General features: G+C 64.9%; 25 protein-coding genes. 12 read left to right on the top strand and 13 right to left on the bottom strand.

Features of this window, described 5'->3' with window-relative positions; all coding sequences use genetic code 11:
• Window positions 1-184: 184 nt before the first annotated feature.
• The 3 genes from yajC to secF all read left to right on the top strand — a co-directional run bounded on the left by yajC (window position 185) and on the right by secF (window position 3,219).
• Window positions 185-517, top strand: a complete 333-nt coding sequence (gene yajC / locus CN97_RS02650; protein ID WP_035706536.1) for a preprotein translocase subunit YajC — start codon at window positions 185-187, stop codon at window positions 515-517.
• A gap of 67 nt (window positions 518-584) precedes the next feature.
• On the top strand, window positions 585-2,252 hold the full coding sequence (secD, locus tag CN97_RS02645) for a protein translocase subunit SecD (RefSeq protein WP_035706534.1): 1,668 nt from the start codon (window positions 585-587) through the stop codon (window positions 2,250-2,252).
• A gap of 1 nt (window position 2,253) precedes the next feature.
• Window positions 2,254-3,219, top strand: coding sequence for a protein translocase subunit SecF (gene secF / locus CN97_RS02640; RefSeq protein WP_035706530.1), 966 nt, complete (start codon window positions 2,254-2,256; stop codon window positions 3,217-3,219).
• Between the two features lie 3 nt (window positions 3,220-3,222).
• On the opposite strand, the gene CN97_RS02635 is transcribed toward secF, so the two are convergent.
• Entirely contained in the window at window positions 3,223-4,227 is a 1,005-nt protein-coding gene (locus tag CN97_RS02635) for an alpha/beta hydrolase (protein WP_051910908.1), read from the bottom strand.
• 109 nt (window positions 4,228-4,336) lie between these two features.
• Here CN97_RS02635 and CN97_RS02630 point away from each other — a divergent pair, with 109 nt between their 5' ends.
• The 6 genes from CN97_RS02630 to CN97_RS02605 all read left to right on the top strand — a co-directional run bounded on the left by CN97_RS02630 (window position 4,337) and on the right by CN97_RS02605 (window position 7,531).
• Window positions 4,337-4,699: an Mth938-like domain-containing protein gene (locus CN97_RS02630; protein ID WP_035706528.1), complete on the top strand. Its 363-nt coding sequence runs from the start codon at window positions 4,337-4,339 to the stop codon at window positions 4,697-4,699.
• A gap of 83 nt (window positions 4,700-4,782) precedes the next feature.
• On the top strand, window positions 4,783-5,409 hold the full coding sequence (gene ccmA / locus CN97_RS02625) for a heme ABC exporter ATP-binding protein CcmA (protein ID WP_035706525.1): 627 nt from the start codon (window positions 4,783-4,785) through the stop codon (window positions 5,407-5,409).
• Window positions 5,406-6,062 (top strand): heme exporter protein CcmB, encoded by a 657-nt coding sequence (gene ccmB, locus CN97_RS02620; RefSeq protein ID WP_035706519.1) that lies wholly within the window; start codon window positions 5,406-5,408, stop codon window positions 6,060-6,062. Before ccmA ends, ccmB begins: the two co-directional genes overlap by 4 nt.
• A gap of 56 nt (window positions 6,063-6,118) precedes the next feature.
• Window positions 6,119-6,856: a heme ABC transporter permease gene (locus tag CN97_RS02615; RefSeq protein ID WP_035706517.1), complete on the top strand. Its 738-nt coding sequence runs from the start codon at window positions 6,119-6,121 to the stop codon at window positions 6,854-6,856.
• Complete coding sequence (gene ccmD / locus CN97_RS02610; RefSeq protein WP_084683949.1) at window positions 6,853-7,011, top strand: heme exporter protein CcmD; 159 nt, start codon at window positions 6,853-6,855, stop codon at window positions 7,009-7,011. Before CN97_RS02615 ends, ccmD begins: the two co-directional genes overlap by 4 nt.
• Window positions 7,004-7,531 (top strand): DsbE family thiol:disulfide interchange protein, encoded by a 528-nt coding sequence (locus tag CN97_RS02605; protein WP_035706515.1) that lies wholly within the window; start codon window positions 7,004-7,006, stop codon window positions 7,529-7,531. Before ccmD ends, CN97_RS02605 begins: the two co-directional genes overlap by 8 nt.
• On the opposite strand, the gene CN97_RS02600 is transcribed toward CN97_RS02605, so the two are convergent.
• Window positions 7,528-8,238, bottom strand: coding sequence for a DUF599 domain-containing protein (locus tag CN97_RS02600; RefSeq protein ID WP_035706513.1), 711 nt, complete (start codon window positions 8,236-8,238; stop codon window positions 7,528-7,530). The genes CN97_RS02605 and CN97_RS02600 overlap by 4 nt on opposite strands.
• 143 nt (window positions 8,239-8,381) lie before the next feature.
• Between CN97_RS02600 and CN97_RS02595 the strand changes: the two genes are divergently transcribed.
• Window positions 8,382-9,062, top strand: a complete 681-nt coding sequence (locus tag CN97_RS02595; protein WP_035706505.1) for a trypsin-like serine peptidase — start codon at window positions 8,382-8,384, stop codon at window positions 9,060-9,062.
• A 123-nt stretch (window positions 9,063-9,185) separates the two neighbouring features.
• On the top strand, window positions 9,186-9,668 hold the full coding sequence (locus tag CN97_RS02590) for an Hsp20 family protein (RefSeq protein WP_035706502.1): 483 nt from the start codon (window positions 9,186-9,188) through the stop codon (window positions 9,666-9,668).
• A gap of 102 nt (window positions 9,669-9,770) precedes the next feature.
• Here CN97_RS02590 and CN97_RS02585 read toward each other — a convergent pair whose 3' ends face one another.
• From CN97_RS02585 to CN97_RS02545, 9 genes are all read right to left on the bottom strand, one after another.
• Window positions 9,771-11,066 carry a hemolysin family protein gene (locus CN97_RS02585; RefSeq protein WP_035706497.1) on the bottom strand — a complete coding sequence of 432 codons (1,296 nt, stop codon included), beginning with the start codon at window positions 11,064-11,066 and terminating at the stop codon, window positions 9,771-9,773.
• A gap of 26 nt (window positions 11,067-11,092) precedes the next feature.
• Window positions 11,093-12,088, bottom strand: a complete 996-nt coding sequence (locus CN97_RS02580; RefSeq protein WP_035707044.1) for a P1 family peptidase — start codon at window positions 12,086-12,088, stop codon at window positions 11,093-11,095.
• Entirely contained in the window at window positions 12,088-13,686 is a 1,599-nt protein-coding gene (locus tag CN97_RS02575) for an ABC transporter ATP-binding protein (RefSeq protein ID WP_407059724.1), read from the bottom strand. The genes CN97_RS02580 and CN97_RS02575 overlap by 1 nt, the downstream gene beginning before the upstream one ends.
• The gene (locus CN97_RS02570) at window positions 13,683-14,498 is read right to left on the bottom strand and encodes an ABC transporter permease (RefSeq protein WP_035707039.1); all 816 of its coding nucleotides are present in this window, start codon (window positions 14,496-14,498) and stop codon (window positions 13,683-13,685) included. The genes CN97_RS02575 and CN97_RS02570 overlap by 4 nt, the downstream gene beginning before the upstream one ends.
• Before the next feature lie 2 nt (window positions 14,499-14,500).
• Window positions 14,501-15,448, bottom strand: coding sequence for an ABC transporter permease (locus CN97_RS02565; protein WP_035706495.1), 948 nt, complete (start codon window positions 15,446-15,448; stop codon window positions 14,501-14,503).
• A 491-nt stretch (window positions 15,449-15,939) separates the two neighbouring features.
• Complete coding sequence (locus CN97_RS02560) at window positions 15,940-17,253, bottom strand: pyruvate dehydrogenase complex dihydrolipoamide acetyltransferase (protein WP_035706494.1); 1,314 nt, start codon at window positions 17,251-17,253, stop codon at window positions 15,940-15,942.
• An 11-nt stretch (window positions 17,254-17,264) separates the two neighbouring features.
• Window positions 17,265-18,638, bottom strand: coding sequence for a pyruvate dehydrogenase complex E1 component subunit beta (locus CN97_RS02555; RefSeq protein WP_035706491.1), 1,374 nt, complete (start codon window positions 18,636-18,638; stop codon window positions 17,265-17,267).
• Between the two features lie 13 nt (window positions 18,639-18,651).
• Window positions 18,652-19,641, bottom strand: a complete 990-nt coding sequence (gene pdhA, locus CN97_RS02550) for a pyruvate dehydrogenase (acetyl-transferring) E1 component subunit alpha (RefSeq protein ID WP_035706488.1) — start codon at window positions 19,639-19,641, stop codon at window positions 18,652-18,654.
• A 160-nt stretch (window positions 19,642-19,801) separates the two neighbouring features.
• Window positions 19,802-20,104, bottom strand: coding sequence for an FtsB family cell division protein (locus tag CN97_RS02545; RefSeq protein ID WP_035707036.1), 303 nt, complete (start codon window positions 20,102-20,104; stop codon window positions 19,802-19,804).
• Between the two features lie 175 nt (window positions 20,105-20,279).
• On the opposite strand from CN97_RS02545, the gene CN97_RS02540 reads away from it, so the two are divergent.
• Entirely contained in the window at window positions 20,280-21,878 is a 1,599-nt protein-coding gene (locus tag CN97_RS02540; RefSeq protein ID WP_035706485.1) for an acyl-CoA dehydrogenase family protein, read from the top strand.
• Window positions 21,879-22,085: 207 nt separating this feature from the next.
• On the opposite strand, the gene CN97_RS02535 is transcribed toward CN97_RS02540, so the two are convergent.
• Both CN97_RS02535 and CN97_RS02530 read right to left on the bottom strand, forming a co-directional pair.
• Window positions 22,086-22,973 carry a fructose bisphosphate aldolase gene (locus CN97_RS02535; protein WP_035707033.1) on the bottom strand — a complete coding sequence of 296 codons (888 nt, stop codon included), beginning with the start codon at window positions 22,971-22,973 and terminating at the stop codon, window positions 22,086-22,088.
• 102 nt (window positions 22,974-23,075) lie between these two features.
• Window positions 23,076-24,269: a phosphoglycerate kinase gene (locus CN97_RS02530; protein WP_035706482.1), complete on the bottom strand. Its 1,194-nt coding sequence runs from the start codon at window positions 24,267-24,269 to the stop codon at window positions 23,076-23,078.
• Window positions 24,270-24,375: the final 106 nt, after the last annotated feature.

Here is a 24,375-nt window from a genome sequence, read left to right as displayed (position 1 = left end):
CCCGGCCGTCACGCGAAACGTTCAGGGTGCCGCGCGCGGCAAGTGCGGCCCCGACCCCGAGCCGAACACGGATTCGCGCTGTCCCGCCGCCTTGCGCTCCAGAAACCCCGACTATAGGGTGCGCGCCAGCCTTCCGGGGGGGATCTCCCGGGTGACCCAAAGGGCCAGACATCAGGAGGACCCCATGTTCGCAACTCCCGCTTTCGCGCAGGCTGCCGGAGCCGGCGGCGCAGCTTCAGCTCTGACCAGCTTCGTGCCGCTGATCCTGATCTTCGCGATCATGTATTTCCTGCTCATCCGTCCGCAGCAGAAGCGGCAGAAGGAGCACAAGGCGATGATCGAGGCGGTAAAGCGCGGTGACCAGATCCTGACCAACGGCGGCATCATCGGCAAGGTGACCCGCGTCAAGGACGATGGTGAGCTTGAAGTCGAGATCTCCGAGGGTGTGCGGGTGCGCGTGGTGCGCTCCATGGTCGCGCAGGTGCTTTCCAAGACCGAGCCGGTCGCCAATACCTGATCCCGTTCACGGGCGGCGCGCCGATTGAGCACCCGCCCGCCGATCCGTCCCTGAGGCCGAGAACCCCATGCTGCACTTCCCCCGCTGGAAGCGGATCCTGATCTGGGCGATAATCGCGATCGGTATCGCCGTTGCCCTGCCGAACGCTTTCTATGACCGGGTCGAGCGTCACAACGACGCCGTCGCTCAATACGAGCATACCGGACAGGCGACCGACCCGGAGACGGTGGGGGCGCTGGCGCTCTGGCCGTCCTGGATGCCGTCGAAGATCCTGAACCTCGGGCTGGACCTGAGGGGGGGCGCGCATCTTCTGGCGGAGGTGCATCTTTCGGAGGTCTATGCCGGGCGGGTAGACAGCCTCTGGCCCGAAGTGCGGGACGCTCTGGTACAGGAACGCGCGACGGTCGGTTCCGTGCGGCGGCTCGCCTCGGAGCCGGGGGTACTTCAGGTGCAGATCTCCCAGCCGGAGGGCATGCCCCGCGCGCTGGAGATCGTGCGGACCCTGTCGCGTCCGGTGACGACGCTGACGGGTGTCGGAGCAAGCGACCTCGCCATCAATGCGCAGGGCGACACGATCACCATTCAGCTTTCCGAAGCGGAGCGGCATGCCTCGGACGAGCGGACCATGGCCCAGTCGCTTGAGATCGTCCGTCGCCGTGTCGATGAGGTCGGCACCCGGGAGCCGACCATCGTGCGGCAGGGTGAGGACCGCATTCTCATTCAGGTGCCGGGTCTCGGCTCTGCGGATGAGCTCAAAAGCCTGATCGGCACCACCGCGCGGCTGACCTTCAACTCCGTCGTAGGCCGTACACAGGATCCGAATGCCAACCCCGGCCCGCGCAACAGCCTCTATGCCGCACAGGAGGAGCCGGGCGTCTACTACATCGTCCAGACGGAGCCGGTGCTTTCCGGCGATCTGCTCACCGACGCCCAGCCCGCCTTCGACCAGAACGGCCGCCCGGCGGTGAACTTCCGCTTCAATGCGACCGGCGCCCGCGTCTTCGGGGATTATACCGCCACGCATATCGGCCAGCCCTTCGCCATCGTCCTCGATGACAAGGTGATCTCCGCTCCGGTCATCCAGAGCCACATCGCTGGCGGCTCCGGTATCATCACCGGTAACTTCAACGTCGAGGGATCAACGGAACTTGCCGTGCTGCTCAGGGCCGGGGCGTTGCCTGCGAAGATGACCTTCCTTGAGGAGCGGACGATCGGGCCGGAACTCGGGCAGGATTCGATCGACGCCGGACGCCTTGCCGCGACAGTTGCGATGATCGCGGTCATGCTGTTCATGGTGGCAGGCTACGGTTTCTTCGGAATGATCGCCAACGTGGCGCTGATCCTGAACCTGATCTTCATCATCGCCCTGATGTCGCTTATCGGCGCGACACTGACCATGCCGGGAATCGCGGGGATCGTGCTGACCATCGGCATGGCCGTCGATGCGAACGTGCTCATCCTCGAACGGGTGCGGGAGGAGTTGCGCAACGGGACGCGTCCTGCGCGCGCGATCGAGCTTGGTTATGAGAAGGCGTCCTCCGCCATCATGGACGCGAACGTCACCACGCTGATGATCGCCGTCATCCTCTTCGCGCTCGGGTCCGGGCCGGTTCGCGGCTTTGCCGTGACGCTTGCGCTCGGCCTCGTCACTTCCCTGTTCACCGCGGTATCCGTCACCCGTCTGCTCATCTCCATGTGGTATGACTGGCGCCGGCCGAAGACGCTGAAGGTCTGACATGTATCGGCTCAAGCTCGTTCCCGACAATACGAACTGGGACTTCTTCCGTTTTGCGCGGGTGGTGTTCCCGGCCTCGGTTCTTGCCATGGTCATCGCCATCGCAAGCTGCTTCACGCTGGGGTTCAACTTCGGCATCGACTTTCTTGGCGGGACTACGATCCGCACGGAAGCGAGCCAGCCCGTGGATATCGGTGCCTACCGCAATGCCCTGGAACCGCTGGGTTACGGTGATGTGACCCTGACGCAGGTCTATGATCCGACGTTCCGGTCGGATCAGCATGTGGCGCAGATCCGCATCCAGGCGCCCGACGACGCGCATATGCTCTCATCAGAGCAGATCGCGGCGGCGGAACGTGCACTGCAGGCAGTGGATCCGACCATCCGCTTTCAAGCCGTGGAAACCGTCGGGCCGAAGGTGTCGGGAGAACTGGTTTCCATGGCGCTGCTCTCGCTCGGCGCGGCGCTCATCGGGATCATGTTCTATATCTGGATGCGCTTCGAGTGGCAGTTCGGTGTCGCGGCGGTGGCGGCGCTTCTGCACGACGCGGTCATGACCATCGGCGTTTTCTCCCTGTTCCAGATCAAGTTTGACCTCACAGTCGTTGCGGCGGTGCTGACGGTCGTCGGCTATTCGATCAACGACACGGTGGTGATCTTTGACCGGGTCCGCGAAAACCTTGTCAAATTCAAGAAACGCAGCCTCAAGGATATCGTGAACCTCTCGCTCAACGAAACCCTGAGCCGGACGATCATGACGACGATGACGACGTTTCTCGCGCTTCTGGTACTGCTGGCGCTTGGCGGCGACGTGATCCGCGGCTTCTCTTTCGCGATGGTCTTCGGGATCTTCGTGGGCTGCTACTCGACCATCTTCATCGCCTCGGTCGTGTTGATCTGGCTCGGCGTCGATCGCTCGGACAAGACGGAGAAGGTCGGCAAGGACGCGGCGAAAGCCGCGCCCTGAGGATCATTCCGCGGTCGGCGGGGCCAGCCCGAAGGGTTCGTCCTCCGTCCGCGTGATGAAGCGCGCCACCGCATCGGCAAGTCCGGTGGCCAGCGGCACGGAAGGGTCGGAATAGCTGGCCAGATTGGCCGCCTTGTCGCCGGCCGGAACCTCCTTCAGCACATGGTTCATACCTGGGAGAACCAGGGTTACGGCGTCGTTTCTCGCCTGCGTGAGCGTCGCGGCATCGGTCGGGTCCAGTTGCAGATCCTCGCCTCCTGACACGATCATCAGCGGCCCGCCGTAGCGCCGCGTCATCTCCCCCGGATCGTGGGAGAACAGGTCGATCAGGTAGCCCTGTATCTGCGGCCCGAGCATCGGTCGGAGCGGTTCCGGGATCTGATCCTCCGGCACGCGCTGACCGCGTTGCAGGCTGTCGAGTGCCGCATCTGCCGCGCTGCGAAGGCTGTCGTCCTCAAGGCTCCGGGTAAGTTGATCCTCCAGCACGACGGCGAGCGACCGGCCCGGCGTTGCCAGCAATATCACGCCGCAGAAGGCACGTTCATCGTTCGCCACCGCGCTCAGGGCGACGAGCCCGCCCTCGCTGTGGCCGATGAGCCAGGTGCAGGGCAGGCCGGTTTCCCCGGCAAGGCTGGCCGACCAGACGATCGCGTCACGCCCATAGGCGGCCAGGGTCACGTCATTCGGATCGGCGATCGCAGCAGCGCTTCCGAACAGGCCGCGCTTGTCGGCCCTGAGGGTCGCGATGCCGCGTTCCCCAAGCGCCTCGGCAAGCTGTTTGTAGGCGTCCGTATGAAGGCCAAGCGGGCCGTTGCCGTTCCTGTCAGTGGGCCCGGAGCCGGGCAGGATCAGCGCGACGGCCTGCGGCGACTGCGGTGTAAGATATGTTCCGGAAAGCGCCCCCAGCGGACCGGGGGCTGTCATCTCCTTTTCCGTCAGGCCATCGGCCAGCGCGGGAGAGGCAAGGGGGATAGCCGCGAGAAAAGCGGCGCGGGCGAATTGCAGCATTATGAACCTCCGCCGGGGCAAGATAGTGCCCGATGCCGGTTCGCCAACCGATACCCTGTGAAACCCGGAGGATTGGCGATATCATGGGCGCAACACTGAGGAGGGTGAGATGCGCCTCAACGAAATCGAATACAACGATGCGCGGCCGATTGATGGCTATGGCCCGGGGTTTTTCCGCGTCGCCGGAAAAGTACTGGAGGGGCCGGTGCTGGTTTCTGCGCAAGGCGCGGTGACCTGGGGTGGGCTGGAGGACACGGCGCCGCTGCTCGCGCTCAAGGAAAAGATCGACGTGCTGTTCATCGGTACCGGGGCGGAAGTGGCCTTCCTGCCCCGCGCCCTTCGCGAACAGCTGGAAGAGGCAGGTCTCGCGGCGGAGGCCATGGCGACACCCGCCGCTGCACGGACCTACAATGTTCTCCTTTCCGAAGGACGGCGGGTGGCGGTGGCGCTTCTCCCCGTGATGGCGCCGTGATGGCGCCGCCCGAGGGGGCATGATCGCTGCATCAGCCACTTGGGCGGCTTTTCCCGCTCTCCGCGATAGGCTATCCGCGGGATATGACGCTTGAGGTAAGAGATCTGGCCTGCGCGCGCGGCGGGATACCGGTGCTGGAGGGGGTGAGTTTCACGCTTCCGGCAGGCGGCGCCCTTGTGCTGCGCGGCCCGAATGGCGCCGGCAAGACGACGCTGCTTCGGACACTGGCGGGATTGCAGCCGCCGCTTGCCGGCACGATCTCCGCTCCGCCGGAGGCCATCGCCTATTCCGCCCATGCGGATGGGCTGAAGGCGACGCTGACCGTGACGGAGAACCTCGATTTCTGGGCCCGGCTGCATGGACAGCGCGAGATCGGCCCGGCGATGGCGACGTTCGGCCTTGGCCCTCTGCGGGAGCGTCCGGCACAGAACCTTTCGGCGGGCCAGCGGCGGCGGCTGGGCCTCGCGCGGCTTTTGGTCACCGGGCGACCGATCTGGCTGCTGGATGAGCCGACGGTTTCGCTGGACAGTGAGGGCGTGACGCTTTTCGCCGAAGCGGTGCACGCGCATCTGGCGGGCGGCGGTGCAGCGCTGATCGCCACACATGTCGACCTTGGCCTTGGCACGCCGCCTGTCCTGGATATAGCGGCCTTCCGGGCGCGGGCCGAGGCGATGCAGGATTTCGACCTGGCTTTCGGTGATATCTCGTGATCGCGCTTCTCCTGCGTGATCTGCGGCTTGCCTTTCGTAGTGGGGGAGGCTTCGGGCTTGGGCTGGCCTTCTTCCTGATCCTCGCGGTTCTGGTGCCTTTGGGGGTCGGGCCGGACGGGGCCACGCTGGGGAGGATCGCGCCCGGTATCATCTGGGTCGGGGCGCTGCTTTCCGCGCTGCTGTCGCTCGACCGGATTTTCGCTTTGGATTATGAGGACGGCTCGCTCGACCTCATCGCGACTGCGCCCATTCCGCTGGAAGGGGTGGTCTTCATCAAGGCGCTGGCCCATTGGCTCACGACGGGTTTGCCTCTCACCCTCATCGCGCCGCTGCTGGGGTTGTTGCTGAATCTGCCGTCGCAAGGCTATCCGTGGCTCCTGGCCTCTCTCGCGGCGGGGACGCCCGCGCTCTCCGTCATCGGCACCTTCGGCGCCGCGTTGACAGTGGGGCTCAAGCGGGGCGGGCTGCTCCTGTCGCTCCTGGTACTGCCGCTCTATGTGCCCACGCTGGTCTATGGAGCAGAGGTCGTGCGCCGCGGCGCGGAGGGGTTTCCGCTCACGACGCCATTTCTGTTACTTGGCGGTATCACGGCGGGGGTGTTGGGGCTTTTGCCCTTCGCCACGGCCGCGGCAATTCGTATCAACCTCAGGTGACTGTGCGGGACGCCCAAAAGCATGCTAGAGCCATGATGACACAGGAGCAGAACAGGATGCGCGCGAGCTCCCTCTGGGAATATGCCAACCCCGTCCGTTTCATGCAGACCTCCGCGCGCCTGCTGCCGTGGTGTATTGGCCTGACGGTGGTCTGTCTGGTTGTCGGGCTCGTCTGGGGCTTCTTCCTGACACCGGACGACTACCGTCAAGGCTCCACGGTCAAGATCATCTTTCTGCACGTGCCCGCGGCGCTCATGGCGATCAATGCCTGGCTGATGATGCTGGTGGCATCGCTCATCTGGTTGATCCGGCGGCATCACGTTTCCGCTCTGGCGGCGCGGGCAGCGGCACCCGTGGGAATGGTCATGACCCTTGTCGCGCTCTTTACCGGTGCGGTGTGGGGACAGCCGATGTGGGGAACGTGGTGGGCCTGGGATCCGCGGCTGACCTCCTTCCTCATCCTCTTCCTGTTCTACCTCGGCTATATCGCGCTTTGGCAGGCGGTTGAGGATACGGATACCGCCGCCGACCTGACGTCCGTGCTCTGTCTTGTCGGTTCGGTCTTTGCCGTGCTCTCGCGCTACGCGGTTAATTTCTGGAGCCAGGGGCTGCATCAGGGCGCCTCGCTGAGCCTCGACCGGAAGGAGAATGTGGACAATGCCTTCTGGATACCGCTCGTCATCTGCATGGTGGGCTTCGGGCTGCTGTTCCTGACATTGGTGCTGATCCGTACGCGAACCGAGATCCGGGCGCGCCGCCTCAAGGCGCTGGAGTTGCGGGAGCGGATGGCATGATGCCCGATCTTGGAAAATATGCAGTTTCCGTTCTCTCCGCCTATGGGGTGACCTTCCTGCTGCTTGCGGGGACGGTAGCGCTGACACTGCTCCGTGGGGCGAGGGTGAAACGGCGGCTGGAGGAAGCGGAAGAAAGGCGTCGCGGCCGTGGCTAGAATATCTCCCCTCGTTCTGATTCCTCCGGTTGCCTTCGCGGGGCTGGCTGCCCTGTTCTTCTTCGGTATGGGTCGGGATGACACATTGCCCTCCACCCTCGTGGGTCGTGAGGCCCCCGCCATTGCCGTAACTCCGCTGGGGCCTGGCGCGAGCTTCGACACGGCTGTGCTCAAGACACCGGGAGTGAAGCTTGTCAATTTCTGGGCAAGCTGGTGCGCGCCCTGCCGCGCCGAACATCCCATGTTGGAGAGGCTCGCCGCCGAGGGTGTGCCGATCTATGGCATCAACTACAAGGACGATCCGGCAAAGGCGCTCGCTTTCCTTCAGGAACTGGGCGATCCCTTCCACGCGATCGGCGCGGATGCCTCCGGCCGGATGGCGCTGGACTGGGGGGTGTATGGCGTGCCTGAGACCTATGTGATCGACAGCGCAGGCAAGGTCGTCATGCGCTTTGCCGGGCCGATCACTGCGGGAGAGCTGGACCGGACGCTCCGTCCCGCCATTCAGGCTGCACGCTAGATCCGCATCGTCTCGATCCCCGCGAGCAGCACTTCCCGCGACTGGGAGCCATATTCCCGCCGCCAGATCACCGCCAACGTGATGAGGGTGCTCATGATCAGCGCCAGCGGCCCGGCCAGCCAGCCGAGCGCCGCCAACGCGAAATAGATCGAGCGAAGGCCCCGGTTAAAGCCACGTGCCGCGCGGATGTTGATCTCGGCTGCCTGGTCCGCGATGACCGTCGCCTTCGGATCGGCGGGATCGTTCGGAACCGCCCCCATGAGGATGGTGCAATAGCCAAACAGCCTGTGCGCCCAAAGGAACTTCAGAAACGCGTTGGTCACGAAAAGCAGGACCAGTAGCATCTTCACCTCCCATACCACGGGGCTGAGTTCGCCAAGCGTGAGGTCTTCGGCCACATTACCCACTCGCTCCCGGTTGCCGATGAGCGCGAGGCCGCCGCCAATGGCAATCATGCAGGCGGACGCGAGAAACGATGTGCCCTGCCGGAGGCTCGCCATGACATTGGCGTCAAAGAGGCGCGGGGTGCGCGTGATGAACTGGCGCATCCATTCGCGGCGGTAATGCTCCATCAGCGTCGCGACGGACAGACGCGAAGCATCGGTCCGTTCAATCAGGTAGCCGCTGACCAGCCAGACCAGCAACAGCAGGCCGACGGCGATGACATCGGCGAATGTGAATGGGGCGAATGTGAAGATGTGCTGCATGGACCCTGACCTTTGCCGAACAGTCTCACGGCTCTCAGCGTGGTGCCAGAGGACATGCGTCGCGGACGTGGCGTGTTGTGCGGAGTGATGTAGAATTCCCCCTCGAAGGCCATTCTGCCGCGTCCCTGAAGCCGGAGCCTGTCATGCCGAAATCTGTTCGTCTCTTCAGCCTGCTTGCCGGGGCGGTGATCCTGTCAGGCATCTCTTCGGCCGGCGCGACGGACTGGCCCGCCATAGGCCGTCTCGACTCGGGGAAAAGCGTCTGCAGCGCAGTGCTCATCGCGCCTGATCGCGTGTTGACGGCGGCGCATTGCGTGAGCCTCTCCGACGGTACGCCGTTTCCGGCGGGAAGCATCGTCTTTCGCGCGGGCCGTTCGCAGGGCACGGAGGTGGCGCAATCGGTGGCAGGGCGGGTGGTGCTTCATCCCGATTATCGGCCGGGGGCGGAGGCGAAGAGCCGTCTTGCCTCTGATATCGCGCTGGTGGAGCTGCTCACGCCCCTTCGTGTGCCGCCGATTCCGGCTGAGGAAGCGCTGCTGCCGCCCGATGAGATGACCGCCATCACCTATTCCCGCCAGCAGCCGGAGGAGCCGCCCCAGGTCCTCTCCTGTCCGTTGCTCAGGCGAAGCCTTGGCGCGCTGCTCATCGATTGCGCTGTGACGGGCGGGGCCTCAGGGGCGCCACTGATCGCAGGGCCATTCGGGGCAGAGCGGCTCGTCGGTATCGTGGTGGCGCGCGGCGAGGCACAGGGCCGCGGCATCGCTTTCGCCGTGCCGGTCGCGGATGCGCTTCCCACGTTGCAGAACGCGGCCCGCGCCCCTTGAAACGACACTGTCTATCACCCAGATCAGTGTCACCGGGATGCCCATCAAGGGGCCCGGTTACACGGCCGCCTTGCCCCGAACGGGAAGGCAGAAAATGCATCGCTCAATGGAGGATGATAATCCATGCGAACCTTTGATCTCGCCCCGCTTTATCGCGCAACCGTGGGTTTTGACCGTATCGCCGACCTGATGGACAGGGTTCTGGCGGCGGATGTCCAGCCCGGTTACCCGCCCTATAATATCGAAAAGACCGCCGAAAACGGCTACCGGATCTCCATCGCCGTCGCCGGATTCTCGCCCGAGGAAATGTCGGTCGAGATGCGTGACAACGCGCTTATCGTCAGCGCGCGCAAGGTGAAGGAAGACGGTGAACGCAGCTTCCTGCATCGCGGGATCGCCACGCGCGCGTTTGAGCGGCGTTTCGCTCTTGCCGATCACGTGCGTGTCTCCGGCGCCACTCATGCTGACGGGATGCTGCACATTGATCTGGTGCGGGAAGTTCCCGAAATGCTGAAGCCGCGCAAGATCGAAATCACCTCGACCCTGTCGGAGCCGAGTGCGATTGAAGCCAAGGAAGCGGAAGGCGAAGGTCAGGCCGCCGCCTGATACGCTTTACCGCCGAGCTTTCGAGGGGCGCGCAATGGGCGCGCCCTTTTCGTTTCGGCCTTCCGTGCCGTGGACCAAATTCGTCGCCCTGCGTCCGTGGCGTCAGCCCTCGTCGGCAGCCTGCGCCGGCGGGATGACCAGCACCTTGTCGATCCGGCGTTCGTCGAGATCGACCACCTCGAACTTCCACCCATGCCGCTCGAACGTGTCACCCAGCGCGGGCATGCGCTGCAACTCATCCAGAACCAGGCCTGCGACAGTGGCGTAATCGGCGTCTGGCTTGCGGGGATAGCCCAGCTGGTCCGAGAATTCGTCAACCGACATCCAGCCTGCGATGAGGTAGCTGCCATCGTCGCGAAGGAACAGGGCGGGTTCCCCTGTCTCATCCTCATCGAAAACGCCCGCGATCGCCTCAAGCACATCGCCGGTGGTCACGATCCCCTCGAACTCGCCATATTCGTCAAAGATCAGCGCGATATGCGGGGGTGAGCGGCGCAGGACTTCCACGACGTCCAGCGCTTTCGCGCGGTCGGAGACGACGGGCACTTCCCGCATGAGATTGGCCACGCTGAACGGGCGATCCGTTGTCCGAGCCTCGAACACATCGCGGGAAAAGAGCACCCCGGGGACGTCATTCGTCGTCCTGTCGCGCACCGGCAGCTTGGAGAAGCGCGATTTGTGAAGCGTCGCGAGCACTTCTTCCTCTGTTGCATCCAGATCAACCATTTCCACGTCCCGCCGCGGCGTCATGAGCCCGCGCGCATTGCGGTCAGCCAGCCGCATGACGCCGGAAAGCATGGCCGATTCGCCCGTTTCGATGACACCGGCGGACTGCGCTTCCGACAGGACGGTGCGGACTTCCTCCTCCGTGACCTTCGACTCCTCGCTGTCCGTCTGGCCAAGCAGGCGCAGGACGGTACGGCCCGAAAGGTCGAGAAACCACACGAGCGGCGCCGCGACCTTTGCCAGAACAGCCATGAGCGGCGCCACGCGAGAGGCGACATTCTCCGGGTTCCGGAGGGCGATCTGCTTGGGCACCAGTTCTCCGATGATGAGGGAGAGGTAAGTAATCGCCACCACGACGATCAGAACGCCGAGCGCATCGGCCGTCGCGGGCGAAAGCCCATGGGTGCGGAGCCATTCCGAGAACCGTGCCCCCAGAGTAGCCCCGGAAAACGCGCCTGACAGTACGCCGACCAAGGTGATGCCGATCTGAACCGCAGAAAGGAAGCGGCCCGGATTCTCGGAGAGATTGAGCGCGATCCTGGCCCCGCTGCTGCCCTTGTCAGCCAGTGTGCGAAGGCGGACGGGCCGGGATGAGACAATGGCGAGCTCCGCCATCGCCAACACACCGTTCACCAGAATGAGGGCGAAAACGATAAATAACTCAAGGAACAAGAGGGTGGCCTTTCCTGTGCCGCATCTCAATCGGGAGCATGACGCGCGGCCCATGACGGCTGCCGGTCGCCCGGCGCGGGGCGGGCGGCATGGATGGCGCGGGCAATTGCGCGGGCAAGGCAGCAGGCTGCGGCATGGCCGAGACGATACAGGTCCGCCCCGCCTTCTGCCAGAGGCTGCGCGCCCGTCGCTGCCGCAAAGACCAGATCGCCGTCGAACAGGGTGTGCGAGGGAACGATGGCCCGTGCCATGCCATCCTGAGCGGCCGTGGCGAGCCGCATGGCCTCCGCCTGCGTAAGCCGTGCGTCAGTGGCGACAATGGCGATGGTCGTCGCCTCTCCCAACCGTTTGCCCGGCCCCTCCACATCCTGCGGTGGCAGCGGAGAGGGCAGGCCAAGGCCACCAAATTCATTCTCCAGCTCCCAGGGCGCGGCCCAGAACTGTGGCCCGTCGCCCAGCGTCACGGAGCCGAGCGCGTTCACCGCCACCAGGGCACCCACCGTCAAGCCGCCTTCGAGCACGGCGGAGGCGGAGCCAAGCCCGCCCTTCCAGTTCCGCGTGGTGGCTCCCGTACCCGCGCCGACGCTGCCGATATCGAAGCAAGGCCCCGCATTGGCGAGGGCGGTACGGCCAAGTGCCTTGTAAGGGTTCTCCCGCCATGACTTGTCGCCGCCATTGGTCAGATCGAAGAGGATCGCTCCCGGAACGATGGGCACGCGCTGACCCCCGACGTCAAACCCGCGGCCCGCTTCCCGCAGCGCATCGGCCACACCGGATGCGGCATCGAGACCGAAAGCCGACCCCCCGGAAAGAACGAGTGCGTCCACCTCCTGAACCAGCCGGTCGGGGGCGAGCAGGTCCGTCTCCCGCGTGCCGGGGGCACCTCCCATGACGGAGACGGCGGCGGTGAATGGTCGCTCTCCCACAAGCACGGTCGCGCCGCTTTTCAGCCGGCCATCGGAGGCGTTGCCGACCGACAGCCCCGCGACATCGGTGATGAGATTGCGCGGACCGGGCCGCATCATGCCGTCTCCTCCAGCCAGCCCGCGGGAATGCGGGGCGTCGCCGCGATCAGCTGCGCGGTGTAGGCTTGGCGCGGGGCGCCGAAGACCTCGGCCGTCGGGCCGTCCTCGATGATGCGACCCTTGCGCATGACCATCACCCTGTCGGTTATCCCGCGCACCACGGCAAGATCGTGGCTGACGAACAGATAGCTCAGTTTCAGGCGTTGCTGCAGATCGGCAAGAAGATCGAGGATTTGCGCCCGCACACGGACATCCAGCGCGGAAACGGCCTCATCCAGCACGATGAGAGCCGGCCGGATGATGAGCGCCCGAGCAATGGCGATCCGCTGGCGCTGACCGCCCGAGAATTCATGGATGTATTTCCGCATGTCATCGGGCGAAAGGCCGACCTCCACCAACGCCGCCGCCACACGCTCCCTCTGTTCCGCGCGGGGGCAGGGCCGCAGGTGAAAGGGTTCAGCGACCAGCCGTTCGACCCTGTGGCGGGGATCGAAACTGCCGAAGGGATCCTGAAAGACAACCTGAACGCGCGCACGCTGTTCATGGCTCATCCGGCCAGCGATGACGGGTTCCCCGCCAAGACGAATCTCTCCCGACTGTATCGGGTCAAGGCCCAGGATGGCGCGGGTGAGGGTGGATTTGCCGCAACCGGATTCACCCACCAGCCCGACGCTTTCGCCCTCCCGCAGCGTAAGGCTCACGCCGTCCACCGCCCGCAGCGTGCGCGGGCTTCCCAAGAGCCCGTCGCGGGGAAGGGGATAGGCCCGGACGACATCGCGAACCTCCAGGAGGGGGGCGCCGAGAGGAGGGGGGGCACGCCTTGGCACATGGGCGGAGGCGGCGAAAAGCTGGCGCGTGTAAGGCGCGCTTCTCTGCCGGAACACGGCTTCGGTCCGGCCCTGTTCCACGATGCGGCCCTGGCTCATCACGGCCACGCGGGCGGCCATGCGAGAGACGACGGCGAGGTCATGGGTGATGAGCAGCAGGCTCATACCCTCCGTCGCCACCAGATCCTTGAGCAGCTCCAGGATCGCCGCCTGTGTCGTGACGTCGAGCGCGGTCGTGGGTTCGTCCGCGATCAGCAGCTTCGGACGGAGGGCGGTTGCCATGGCGATACAGACCCGCTGCCGCTGGCCGCCCGACAGCTCATGCGGGAACCGGTCGAGGGGGACGCGGGCGGCGTCCAGCCCGACACGGTCAAGCCGCGCCCGCGCGATCTCCAGCGCGTCCCACCGCGAGGCCCGCCGGTGGACGACGAGCGCTTCCGCCACCTGCGCGCCGATGGTCTGCATCGGGTTGAGCGCCGTCATCGGCTCCTGAAAAATCATGCCGATCTCCGCACCCCGGAGACGGCACATTTGCGGCTCGGGGAGCGGGAGCAGGTCCACTCCGTCCAGCAAGGCGGCGCCTTGCGCCTCGGCCCGGTAGGGCAGCAGCGCCATGAGTGCCAGCGCGGTCATGGATTTGCCCGACCCGGACTCACCTACCAGCCCCATCACCTCGCCCGGTGCGATATCGAAGGAAACGTCCCGCACCAACGGCGCGCCGCGGAGGGTCACGGCAAGATCCCTGACGGAGAGCATCGGCGCGCTCATCTGCTCTGCCTCAGCCGCGGGTCCAGCACGTCGCGGAGGCCGTCGCCCATCAGGTTGAGACCGAGCACCGTCACCACGATCGCCAGCCCCGGCAGGATGGCGACATGGGGCGCGAGGGCCACCAGCGTCTGCGCCTCTGCCAGCATCCGGCCCCAGGACGGGATCGGCGGCTGCGCTCCCAGACCCACGTAGGACAGCCCCGCCTCCGCCAGAATGCCAAGCGAGAACTGGATCGTCGCCTGAACGATCAGGAGATTGAGGATATTGGGCAGGATATGTTCCAGCGAAATCCGCGCACGCCCCTTGCCTGCCACCTGCGCCGCGCGGACGTAGTCGAGCGTCCACAGGCTCAGCGCGCCGCCACGTGCGACACGGGCGAAGACGGGAATGTTGAAGATGCCGATGGCAAGGATCGCATTGACGGCGGACGGTCCCAGAACGGCGGTGATCAGGATGGCGATGACGAGGCTGGGGAAGGCGAAGATCACGTCGTTGCCGCGCATGATCGCCTCGTCCAGCAGACCGCCCCTGCTCGAGGCGGCGGCAAGTCCCAGCGGCACGCCGATCACCACCCCTATACCGACCGCGATCAATGCGACGGAAACGGAGGTCCGCGCTCCTACCATCAGCATGGAAAGGATGTCCCGCCCGAGCTGGTCCGTGCCGAGCAGATAGCCCGGCGTTCCGATGGGTTTCAGCTTGGCCGCTACCGCCAGCGTCTCCACCGAATGCGGCGTCCAGATGAGCGACAGCAGCGCCGCAAGCAACACGATGAGAGACAGCACACCGCCCACGATCAGGGAGACCGGCAATTTCACGCGCGCGCCCTCAACCGGGGATCAACGAGCATATAGGCGAGATCAGTCAGGAAGTTCACCACGATGACGGCAAACACCAGCAGCATGACAGCCGAGCGCACGACGATCAGATCCCGCTGGGTAATGCCCTGAAAGATCAGCCGCCCCAGGCCGGGAAGATAGAACACGTTCTCGATGATGATCGCGCCCGCCAGCAGAAAGGAGAACTGCAGCCCCAGAATTGTCAGAACCGGGATCAGCGCGTTGCGGAGCGCGTGGCCCAGTATGGCGCGGTGGAGGCTCAGGCCCTTGGCGCGCGCGGTACGGATGTAATCCTGTCCCAGCGTTTCGATCAGCGCTGACCGCATGACACGCGCCAGGATGGCGGCCTGCGGCAACGCAAGGGCAACGGCTGGAAGCGTCAGCGACTTTACCACCGGCCAGAAGCCTGCGCCCCAGCCCGGAAAGCCGCCGGAGGGGAGCCAGCGAAGCGTGATCGAAAAGAGCAGGACCAACAACATCGCGAACCAGAAGTTAGGCACCGCGATGCCAAGCTGGGTCATGCCCATCACCGACCAGTCGGTCACGCTTCCCCGGCGCGATGCCGCGAGCAGGCCGGCCGGCAGACCTATGACGACGCTCAACACAAGGGCGTAGAGGGCAAGGGGGAAGGAGACGGTGATCCGCTGGCCGATGAGCTCTCCCACCGGTACGCGATAAGTATAGGAGATGCCGAAATCGCCTGTCGCCATGCCGCCCATCCAGCGGAGGTAACGCTCGGCAACCGGGCGTTCCAGGTCCATCTCCCGGCGCAGGGCTGCAATGGTGTCGGGCTCGGCATTCATGCCCAGCATGAAGGTGGCCGGATCACCGGGCACGCTCTCGATCACGGCGAATATCGCTACGCTCGCAACGATGAGGCTCAACAGGAGCGAGGTGATGCGGGACAGGGTGAAGCGGAGCATGGGACCAGACGTGTTACGCCAAAGCGTAGATGTCACGCCCGGCGGGGTCCAGATGTTTTGCAGCGGGCGGCTTCGGGGTTCACGGTCCGTCCGGGTGGAAACTCGATATCGCGCCAGAGCCAGCCTAGATGATCCACCGCCTGAGCCTGTAAACGATCAGCGGGGTGAAGGGCGGTTGCCGCGATTCTTTCCTTACCGCTGCGCGGGTCTTTAGCAGGATGCTGAAACGGCATTCCGGATTTGCTCCGGGGCGGAGAACTTCCCTCCACGGGTGAAGAACTCCGCGGAAACCGGCGGTTTTGGCTCGTGACCGGACTGATTTCCCAACGCAAGGCCGGATAACCACGACTTTTCAGAAGCTTGCCGGGGGCCCGCGTCATATACGCAGCCCTCGAGAGAGGGGCCGGGGTGGCCGGAGAAAAGGCTTCCCGCCCGTAAGGCGGAAAGCCGAGAAGGTCAGGCATTTCCCCACCCGCAGGGCGGGGAAACAGTCATGCTACCATCAGGATCGGGTTTTCGAGCAGGTCAGCCATAGCCTTGAGGAATTCCGCCCCCAATGCCCCATCGATCACGCGGTGATCGACGGAGAGGGTCACGGACATGACCGTAGCCACCTCGATCTCATCGTTCTTGCCGACGACCGGCTTCTTTACGCCCGCCCCGACGGCGAGGATCGACCCATGCGGCGGGTTGATGACGGCATCGAAGTTGTCAATGCCATACATGCCGAGGTTGGAAATGGCGAAACTGCCGCCGAGATACTCATGCGGCGCAAGCTTGCGGTCCCGTGCCCGATGGGCAAGGTCGCGCATCTCCGCCGACAGGGCGGAGAGAGACTTCTTGTCCGCATCGCGGATCACCGGCGTGAACAAGCCGCCCTCTACCGCCACGGCGACCGCCACGTCGGAAGGCTTCAGCTTCAGGATACGGTCGCCCGCCCAGACGGCATTGGCATCGGGCACCTGTTGCAGCGCGACCGCACCCGCCTTGATGATGAAGTCGTTGACCGACAGCTTCACCCCCCGGCCCGCAAGCTGGTGGTTGAGGGTCTGGCGGAACTCCATCAGCGCATCGAGCCGGATCTCGCGGCGCAGATAGAAATGCGGGATGGTCTGCTTGGCCTCGGTCAGTCGCGCGGCGATGGTACGGCGCATCCCGTCGAGCGTCACTTCCTCATAATCGCGGTCGGCGTAGAGCTTCTTGACCGTATCTGCAGAGGCGCCGGTAGCCATGGCCGCTTTCTGCGGTTCGGGCTTCGGCTCCGGCGTGGAGGCCTTGGCTTCCGCCGCAGGGGCGCTGGCCGGCTGGCCGGGTTTCGCCGTTTCCACATCGGCCTTCACGATCCGGCCGTGCGGGCCGGAGCCGGCAACGGCAGAAAGGTCGAGGCCCTTTTCCGCCGCGATCCGGCGGGCGAGGGGCGAGGCGAAGACACGCGCGCCCTCGGCGCGCGCGGGCGCCTTTTCAACGGCCTTGGGCGCGGCTTCGGGCGCAGCGGCGGCTTGTTTCGGAGCCTCCTCCGCCTTGGCCGCGGCTTTGGGCGCGGGGGTATCGCCCACGCTTTCGCCGTCTTCGACCAGCACGGCGATGGGCGCGTTCACCTTCACGCCCGCAGTACCCTCGGGGACGAGGAGCTTGCCGATGACCCCCTCGTCCACAGCCTCGAATTCCATCGTGGCCTTGTCAGTCTCTATTTCCGCGATGATGTCGCCGGAGGAGACGGTATCCCCCTCCTTGACCAGCCATTTCGCGAGCGTCCCTTCCTCCATCGTGGGAGACAGGGCAGGCATCAGGATTTCAGTCGCCATTCTCTCCCCCTTCAGCGGTAGGTGACTTTCTTGACCGCCGCGACGACATCGTCCGCGGTGATCAGCGCCAGTTTCTCAAGGTTTGCGGCATAGGGCATGGGCACGTCCTTGCCCGCGCAGTTGATCACGGGCGCATCGAGCCAGTCGAACGCGTTCTCCATGATATAGGCCGATAGGTGGTTGCCGATGGAGGCAACGGGGAACCCTTCCTCCACCGTCACGCAGCGGTTGGTCTTCTGCACGGAAGCGATGATCGTGTCGTAGTCGATCGGCCGCAACGTGCGCAGGTCGATGACCTCCGCCGAGATGCCTTCCTCCGCCAGCTTGTCCGCCGCCGCCAGCGCGTGGCTCATCCCGATGCCGAAGGAGACGATGGTGACATCCGTGCCCTCCCGCCAGATTTTCGCCTTGCCGAACGGGATGGTGAAATCGTCCAGATCCGGCACTTCGAAGGAGCGACCGTAAAGGATCTCGTTCTCAAGGAAGATGACCGGATTCGGATCGCGGATCGCGGATTTGAGCAGGCCCTTTGCATCGGCTGCGGAATAGGGCTGCACCACCTTCAGTCCCGGAATCTGTGCATACCATGCAGCATAATCCTGGCTGTGCTGGGCGGCGACGCGGGCGGCAGCGCCGTTCGGGCCGCGGAACACGATCGGACAGCCCATCTGGCCGCCCGACATGTAGAGTGTCTTGGCGGCGGAGTTGATGATCTGGTCGATCGCCTGCATGGCGAAGTTGAACGTCATGAACTCCACGATCGGCTTCAGGCCGCCGAAGGCCGCGCCGACGCCAATACCGGCAAAGCCGTGCTCCGTGATCGGCGTGTCCACCACGCGGCGGGCGCCGAATTCATCCAGCAGTCCCTGACTGATCTTGTAGGCGCCTTGGTATTCACCGACCTCCTCGCCCATCAGGAAGACGGTGTCGTCTGCCCGCATTTCCTCCGCCATCGCCTCGCGGAGCGCCTCGCGCACGGTCATGGTCTTCATGGGCGTGCCATCAGGCCAGTCCGGCGTGGTGTCGGCGGCCTTCTGCGGATGCGGCGCGGCTTCCACGGCGGAGGCTGCCTTGGCTTCCGCGGGCGCCTTTGCTTCGGCGGGCGCTTCCGACTTCGCCGGTGTCGCGGTCTCGGCGCTTTCGCCGTCTTCCACCATCACTGCGATGGGGGTGTTGACCTTCACCCCGGCCGTGCCCTCCGGGATGAGAATCTTGCCGACCGTGCCTTCATCGACGGCCTCGAATTCCATCGTGGCCTTGTCGGTTTCGATTTCCGCGATGATCTGGCCGGAGGACACCTCGTCCCCCTCCTTGATCAGCCATTTCGCGAGCGTGCCTTCCTCCATCGTGGGGGACAGGGCCGGCATCAGGATTTCGGTTGCCATTCTGTCTTTCCCCTCAGGCGTAGATGTCGGTGTAAAGTTCGGAGAGATCCGGCTCCGGGCTTTCTTTGGAGAATTCGGCGGCCTCGTTCACGATGCCCTTGATCTCCTTGTCGATGGCCTTGAGGTCGTCCTCCGTCGCGTGGCCGCCTGTCAGCAGCAACTCACGGACGTGTTCGATGGCATCGCGTTCTTCGCGCATCTTCTGCACTTCCTCCCGCGTACGGTATTTTGCCGGGTCCGACATGGAGTGGCCACGGTAGCGGTAGGTCATGACTTCAAGGATATAGGGCCCGTTCCCGGCGCGGCAGTGCGCGACGGCCTTCTCCCCGGCAGCCCGCACGGCCAGAACATCCATGCCGTCCACCTGTTCACCGGGGATGCCGAACGCCTCGCCACGGCCGAAGAGGGTCTTGGACTTGGTGGAGCGCTTGACGCTCGTGCCCATGGCATACTGGTTGTTCTCGATGACGAAAACCACCGGCAGGCTCCACAGTTCGGCCATGTTGTAGGTCTCATAGACCTGGCCCTGGTTGGCGGCGCCGTCACCGAAATAGGCGAAGGTGACGCGACCGTTGCCGAGATACTTGTCCGCGAAGGCAAGGCCCGCGCCGATCGGGACTTGCGCCCCCACGATGCCATGGCCACCGTAGAAGTGGCGCTCCTTGGAGAACATGTGCATGGAGCCGCCCTTGCCCTTGGAGTAGCCTCCCTCCCGGCCGGTCAGTTCCGCCATGACGCCTTTCGCATCCATGCCGCAGGCAAGCATGTGCCCGTGGTCGCGATAGGAGGTGACGCGCTTGTCGCCTTCCTCCGCCGCGGCCTCCAGGCCGACGACGACGGCCTCCTGCCCGATGTAAAGGTGACAAAAGCCTCCGATGAGGCCCATTCCGTAGAGCTGTCCCGCCTTCTCCTCGAACCGGCGGATCAGCAGCATCTCCCGATAGTAGTGGAGAAGCTCGTCCTTGGACACGTTCGGCTTCTCGGCGGGTTTCCTGGCGGCCATGCGCAACTGCTCCCTCTGGGTAATAGTTCACCATTAAACCATTTTGTGAAGATGGCAAGTCGGGGCATGTGCTGTCCCGTTGCCCTCCCTGTCTCGCACAAAGAAAAAGGGGGCAGACTGCCCCCCGGTTCCCGCTCACGCTGCATTGTTTCGCTGTGGTTCAGCGGATGACGATCTCGTCCTGCCGCGTATAGCCTAGCACGTCGCGCGCCTGCTGGTCGAGCAGATCGAGGTCGAGATACTGGTCGGAGAGGCGACGCGTGCGGTTGCGCAACTCGTCCACGTCCGCCTTCAGTCGATCGCGCTCCTCGGTGAGCTTTTCCGCTTCGGCCATGATCTGAACCCGGCTGAACACACCGTGATCCCCCTGAACGGCGGCGAAGGTGAAATAGGTGGCCAGCGTGCCCGCGACCACGAAATACATCACCGCGCCGAGCGGGGGGCGCTTTCGCTGACTGCTCATCATCCTGTCCCTCTGCCGGACGCCTGCCGGGAGTTTCGTCGTAACATCTCTCGCGGATGTTCGCAGCCGAGTGTCGCACAGGCGCAGCGGAATGCAACCACCTGCGCCAGCTGCGCACTTGCCCCATGCGGCGGATCGCCTAGGCTTGGAAGAACTGGTTGGAGGAGGGGGAGCCATGCAACCTGTCAGCCGTCTGCTCACCCATGAGGTGGAGAACCAGCCCGATCCGCCGGGGGATCGGGATCTGTGGCAGGAGGATCCCGCGCTGCGGGCCGCCGTGAACCGGGAAGGGGGCGATGCAGGGGGTCTCGCCCGCCACGGCGGGGAACTCGGGCGCTCATCCTGGCGGGAGGCCGCGCGGGACGCCAATCGCGTTGCTCCTGAACTGCGGCTCTACGATGTCGCCGGGCGGCGGTGCGATGAGGTGCATTTCCACCCCTCCTATCACGATTTCCTGCGGCTCGGGCTGGGCGCGGGCTATGCGGCGCTTCCCTGGGAAGGCGCGCGCGGCGGTCACGTGAGCCATGCGGCGCTGGTTTATCTTCATAGCCAGGTGGAGCCGGGCACCTGTTGCCCGATGACCATGACCTATGCCGCATCGGCGGCCCTCGGCGCGGCGCCAGAGGTTGCGGCGCGCTGGCTTCCGGGCCTTCGGTCCCGGGATTACGATCCCCGCCTGCTGCCGGTTGACAGGAAGTCAGGCCTGACGCTCGGCATGGCGATGACGGAGAAGCAGGGAGGGTCGGACCTTCGCGGCTCCTCCACGCGCGCGGAACGCACAGGCGATGGCTGGCGCCTCACCGGGCACAAGTGGTTCTGCTCTGCGCCGATGTCGGACGGGTTCCTGACGCTGGCACATGCGGAGGAGGGCTTGACCTGCTTTCTCGTCCCCCGCTGGCTGGAGGACGGGCGGAATGCCATTCGTCTGCGCAGATTGAAGGACAAGCTTGGCAATCGCTCCAATGCCTCGGCAGAGATCGAATACGAAGGGGCGCTCGCGGACCTTGTGGGAGAGCCGGGGCGGGGTGTGGCGACCATCATCGCGATGGTGCATCACACGCGTCTGGATACCGCGTTGGCGCCAGCCGGTCTGATGCGCGCCGCGCTGGTGGAGGCGCGGGACTGGGTTCTGGGCAGACGGGCGTTCCAGCGGCGGCTGATCGACCAGCCCCTGATGCGCGCCGTGCTGGCGGATATTGCGCTCGACTGGCTGGGAGCTGTGGCGCTTGGCTTCCGGGTCGCGCGGGCCTTCGATGAAGGCGATACCGCCTTTGCACGGATCGGCGTCGCGCTCGCCAAATTCATCGCCAACAAACGCTGCCCGGTAGTGGTTGGCGAGGCCTTGGAGATCAGGGGCGGCATGGGCTATGTGGAGGATACCGGCCTGCCGCTTCTTTACCGCGAGGCCCCGCTCAACGGTATCTGGGAGGGGTCGGGCAATGTCATCTGCCTCGACATCCTGCGGACGCTCGACCGCGACCCCGCAGCGGCCGTAGCGTTGCAGACAGAGCTGGAGGCGGCGCGCGGCGGCGATCCCCGCTATGACCGGGCTCTGGCGGCCCATATGGCCCGCTGGCCGGACCTGCCCGAGGAGGCGGAGGCGCGCTGGTTCGCCGAGCGGCTGGCGGTGTTGCTGACCGCGAGCCTGCTCCTTCGCGCGGGCGATGCGGCAGTTTCCGACGGGCATCTGGCGACGCGGGTGGAGGCGGAAGCTGGCCGGATACCGGGCAGCGTCTCCGGTCTCGACACCGGCGGCATTCTGGATTGGCTGTAGGAGGTTGCTGGAAAAGGCTTTTCTGCGCCGGATCGTTCGCAGTCCAACCCAGTCCAGCCGGAAACATCCAAGACCGCGATCATGCTAGCGCGTGTTTCTCAGGCTTCTTGAAGCCCTGGATATGAGACTGCGGACATTTTCCGCCGACCTCGCACCGCATGAAAAAGGCCCCCGCGAAGGGGGCCTTCATTGATCCGTCGCGGCGGGTCAGCCCGCGATGGATGCCTCATAGGTGGTCTGCACGGTTTCCCCCAGAACACGGTCGAAATCCGCATCGGCCTGATCTGCCGACAGGCCCTCGGTCAGCGCGCGGGAGAAGGACGCGATGATGCCCGTATTCTGGGCCAGCTTGGCGTTCGCCTCCTCGCGGCTGTAGCCGCCGGAAAGCGCCACGACCTTCAGCACTTTCGGATGATCGACCAGCGGCTTGTAGAAGTTCGGAACGGTGGGCAGCGAGAGTTTCAGCATCACCGGCGCGGAAACCGTCTCCAGCCCCTTCAGCAACGCGTCCTGCAGCAGCGCTTCCGCTTCCGCCTTGTCGGCGATGGAGATCGTCACCTCCGGCTCGAGGATCGGGACAAGCCCGTGGGCCAACACCTGCTCCCCCACCTCGAACTGCTGATCCACGATCTTCTGGATCCCGACCGGGTTCGCCGCGTTCACGACGGAGCGTTCCTTGGTGCCGAAGATCCCAGCCTTCGCCGCCCTGTCGAGCAGTGCGTCCAGCCCCGGCATCGGCTTCATCAGCTGCACACCGTCGGCTTCGGCCTCCAGCCCCTTGTCGATCTTCAGGAACGGCACCACGCTGCGGGTTTCCCACAGATAGGTCGCGGTGGGTGTACCGTCGATATCGCGATCCATGGTCTGTTCGAACAGGATCGCGCCCACGACCTTGTCACCGGTGAAAGCGGGGGATTTGATGATCCGCGCCCGCATCGCGTGGATCAGGTCGAACATCTCGGTTTCGCCCGAATAGGCGCTTTCCTCGATACCGTAGAGCCGGAGCGCCTTGGGGGTGGATCCGCCAGATTGGTCAAGCGCGGCGATGAACCCCGCGCCCTTCTTGATCTGCTCGGCCTGTTTAGCATTCGGCATGGTCATATCCCTGAAAATGACTTGGAGGGGCGTCATTTTCAGGTCTAGCCGGAGCATCGCGGCCCCGCAATCTCTGGTGGCGCTAACGGTTGCCCGGAGGCGTCAGACCATGTCCAATGCCTTCACCCCCGGCAATTCCTTGCCTTCCATCCACTCGAGAAACGCCCCGCCTGCGGTGGAGATATAGGTGAAGTCGCCCGCCACCCCGGCCTTGTTCAGGGCGGCCACGGTATCGCCGCCCCCGGCGACGGAGACAAGGCGTCCCGCCTGCGTCAACTTGGCCGCATGGCGCGCGGCCTCCGTCGTCGCCCTGTCGAACGGCTCCAGTTCAAATGCGCCGAGCGGGCCGTTCCAGATCAGTGTCCGGCACGCATCGAACACCTTCTCCAGCTCCTTTACCGTCTGCGGCCCGGCGTCGAGAATCATCGCATCCGATGGGCAGTCGTCGGCCGGAAGTATTTCATGCGGCGCGTTCGCCTTGAACTCCCGCGCGACCACGATATCGACGGGAAGGTGGATGGAGCAGTTGGCAGCCTTCGCACGCGCAAGGATGTCACGTGCGGTCTCCGCCATATCCGGTTCGGCGAGCGACTTGCCGATCTGCTTGCCTTGCGCGACGAGGAAGGTGTTCGCCATCCCCCCGCCGATGACGAGATGGTCCACCTTCGTCACCAGATTGCCCAGCAGATCGAGCTTGGTGGAGACCTTTGCCCCACCCACGATCGCCACCAAGGGCCGTTTCGGATCCCCGAGGGCCGCAGCCAGCGCGTTCAGCTCAGCTTCCATCTGTCGCCCCGCGCCGGAGGGGAGGAGCTTCGTGATGGCCTCGACCGACGCATGGGCGCGGTGGGAGACGGAGAAGGCATCGTTGATATAGACGTCGCCCAACTCGGCAAGCTGCCGGGCAAAGGCCGGGTCGTTCTGCTCCTCGCCCGCATGGAAGCGGGTGTTTTCCAGCAACACGACCTCACCGGGGCGGGCCTGCTCGATGGCTTCCTCCGCGCGGGAGCCGGTGCAGTCCTCGGCAAAGACGACCTTGGTGCCGAAGGCCTTTTCCATCGCGGGCACGACGACCCTGAGAGACATCGAAGGTACGACCTTGCCTTTCGGGCGGTCGAAATGCGCGAGCAGGATCGGCCTTCCGCCCTTCTCCAGGACAGAGTGGATGGTGGGCGCTATCTTCTCGATTCGGGTGGCGTCGGTGACCTTGCCGTCCGCTACGGGGACGTTCACGTCCACGCGGATGAGGACGCGCTTGTCCTTCAGGTCGAAATCGTCGAGCGTTTTCCAAGCCATGTGCTGTTCCTCGCAGTGGTCGCCGCGGTATCTCGCCCGAAGGGATGGTGTGCGTCAACTCGCCCATATGTTTCAGCCGGTCGCCAGACACGACGCTTTGCCCTTT

This window comes from Haematobacter massiliensis, from assembly GCF_000740795.1.
In the GTDB taxonomy this organism is placed as follows: Bacteria; Pseudomonadota; Alphaproteobacteria; order Rhodobacterales; family Rhodobacteraceae; genus Haematobacter; species Haematobacter massiliensis.
Note: the sequence above shows the minus strand (reverse complement) of the source record. Positions and strands in the feature narration are given on the sequence as shown.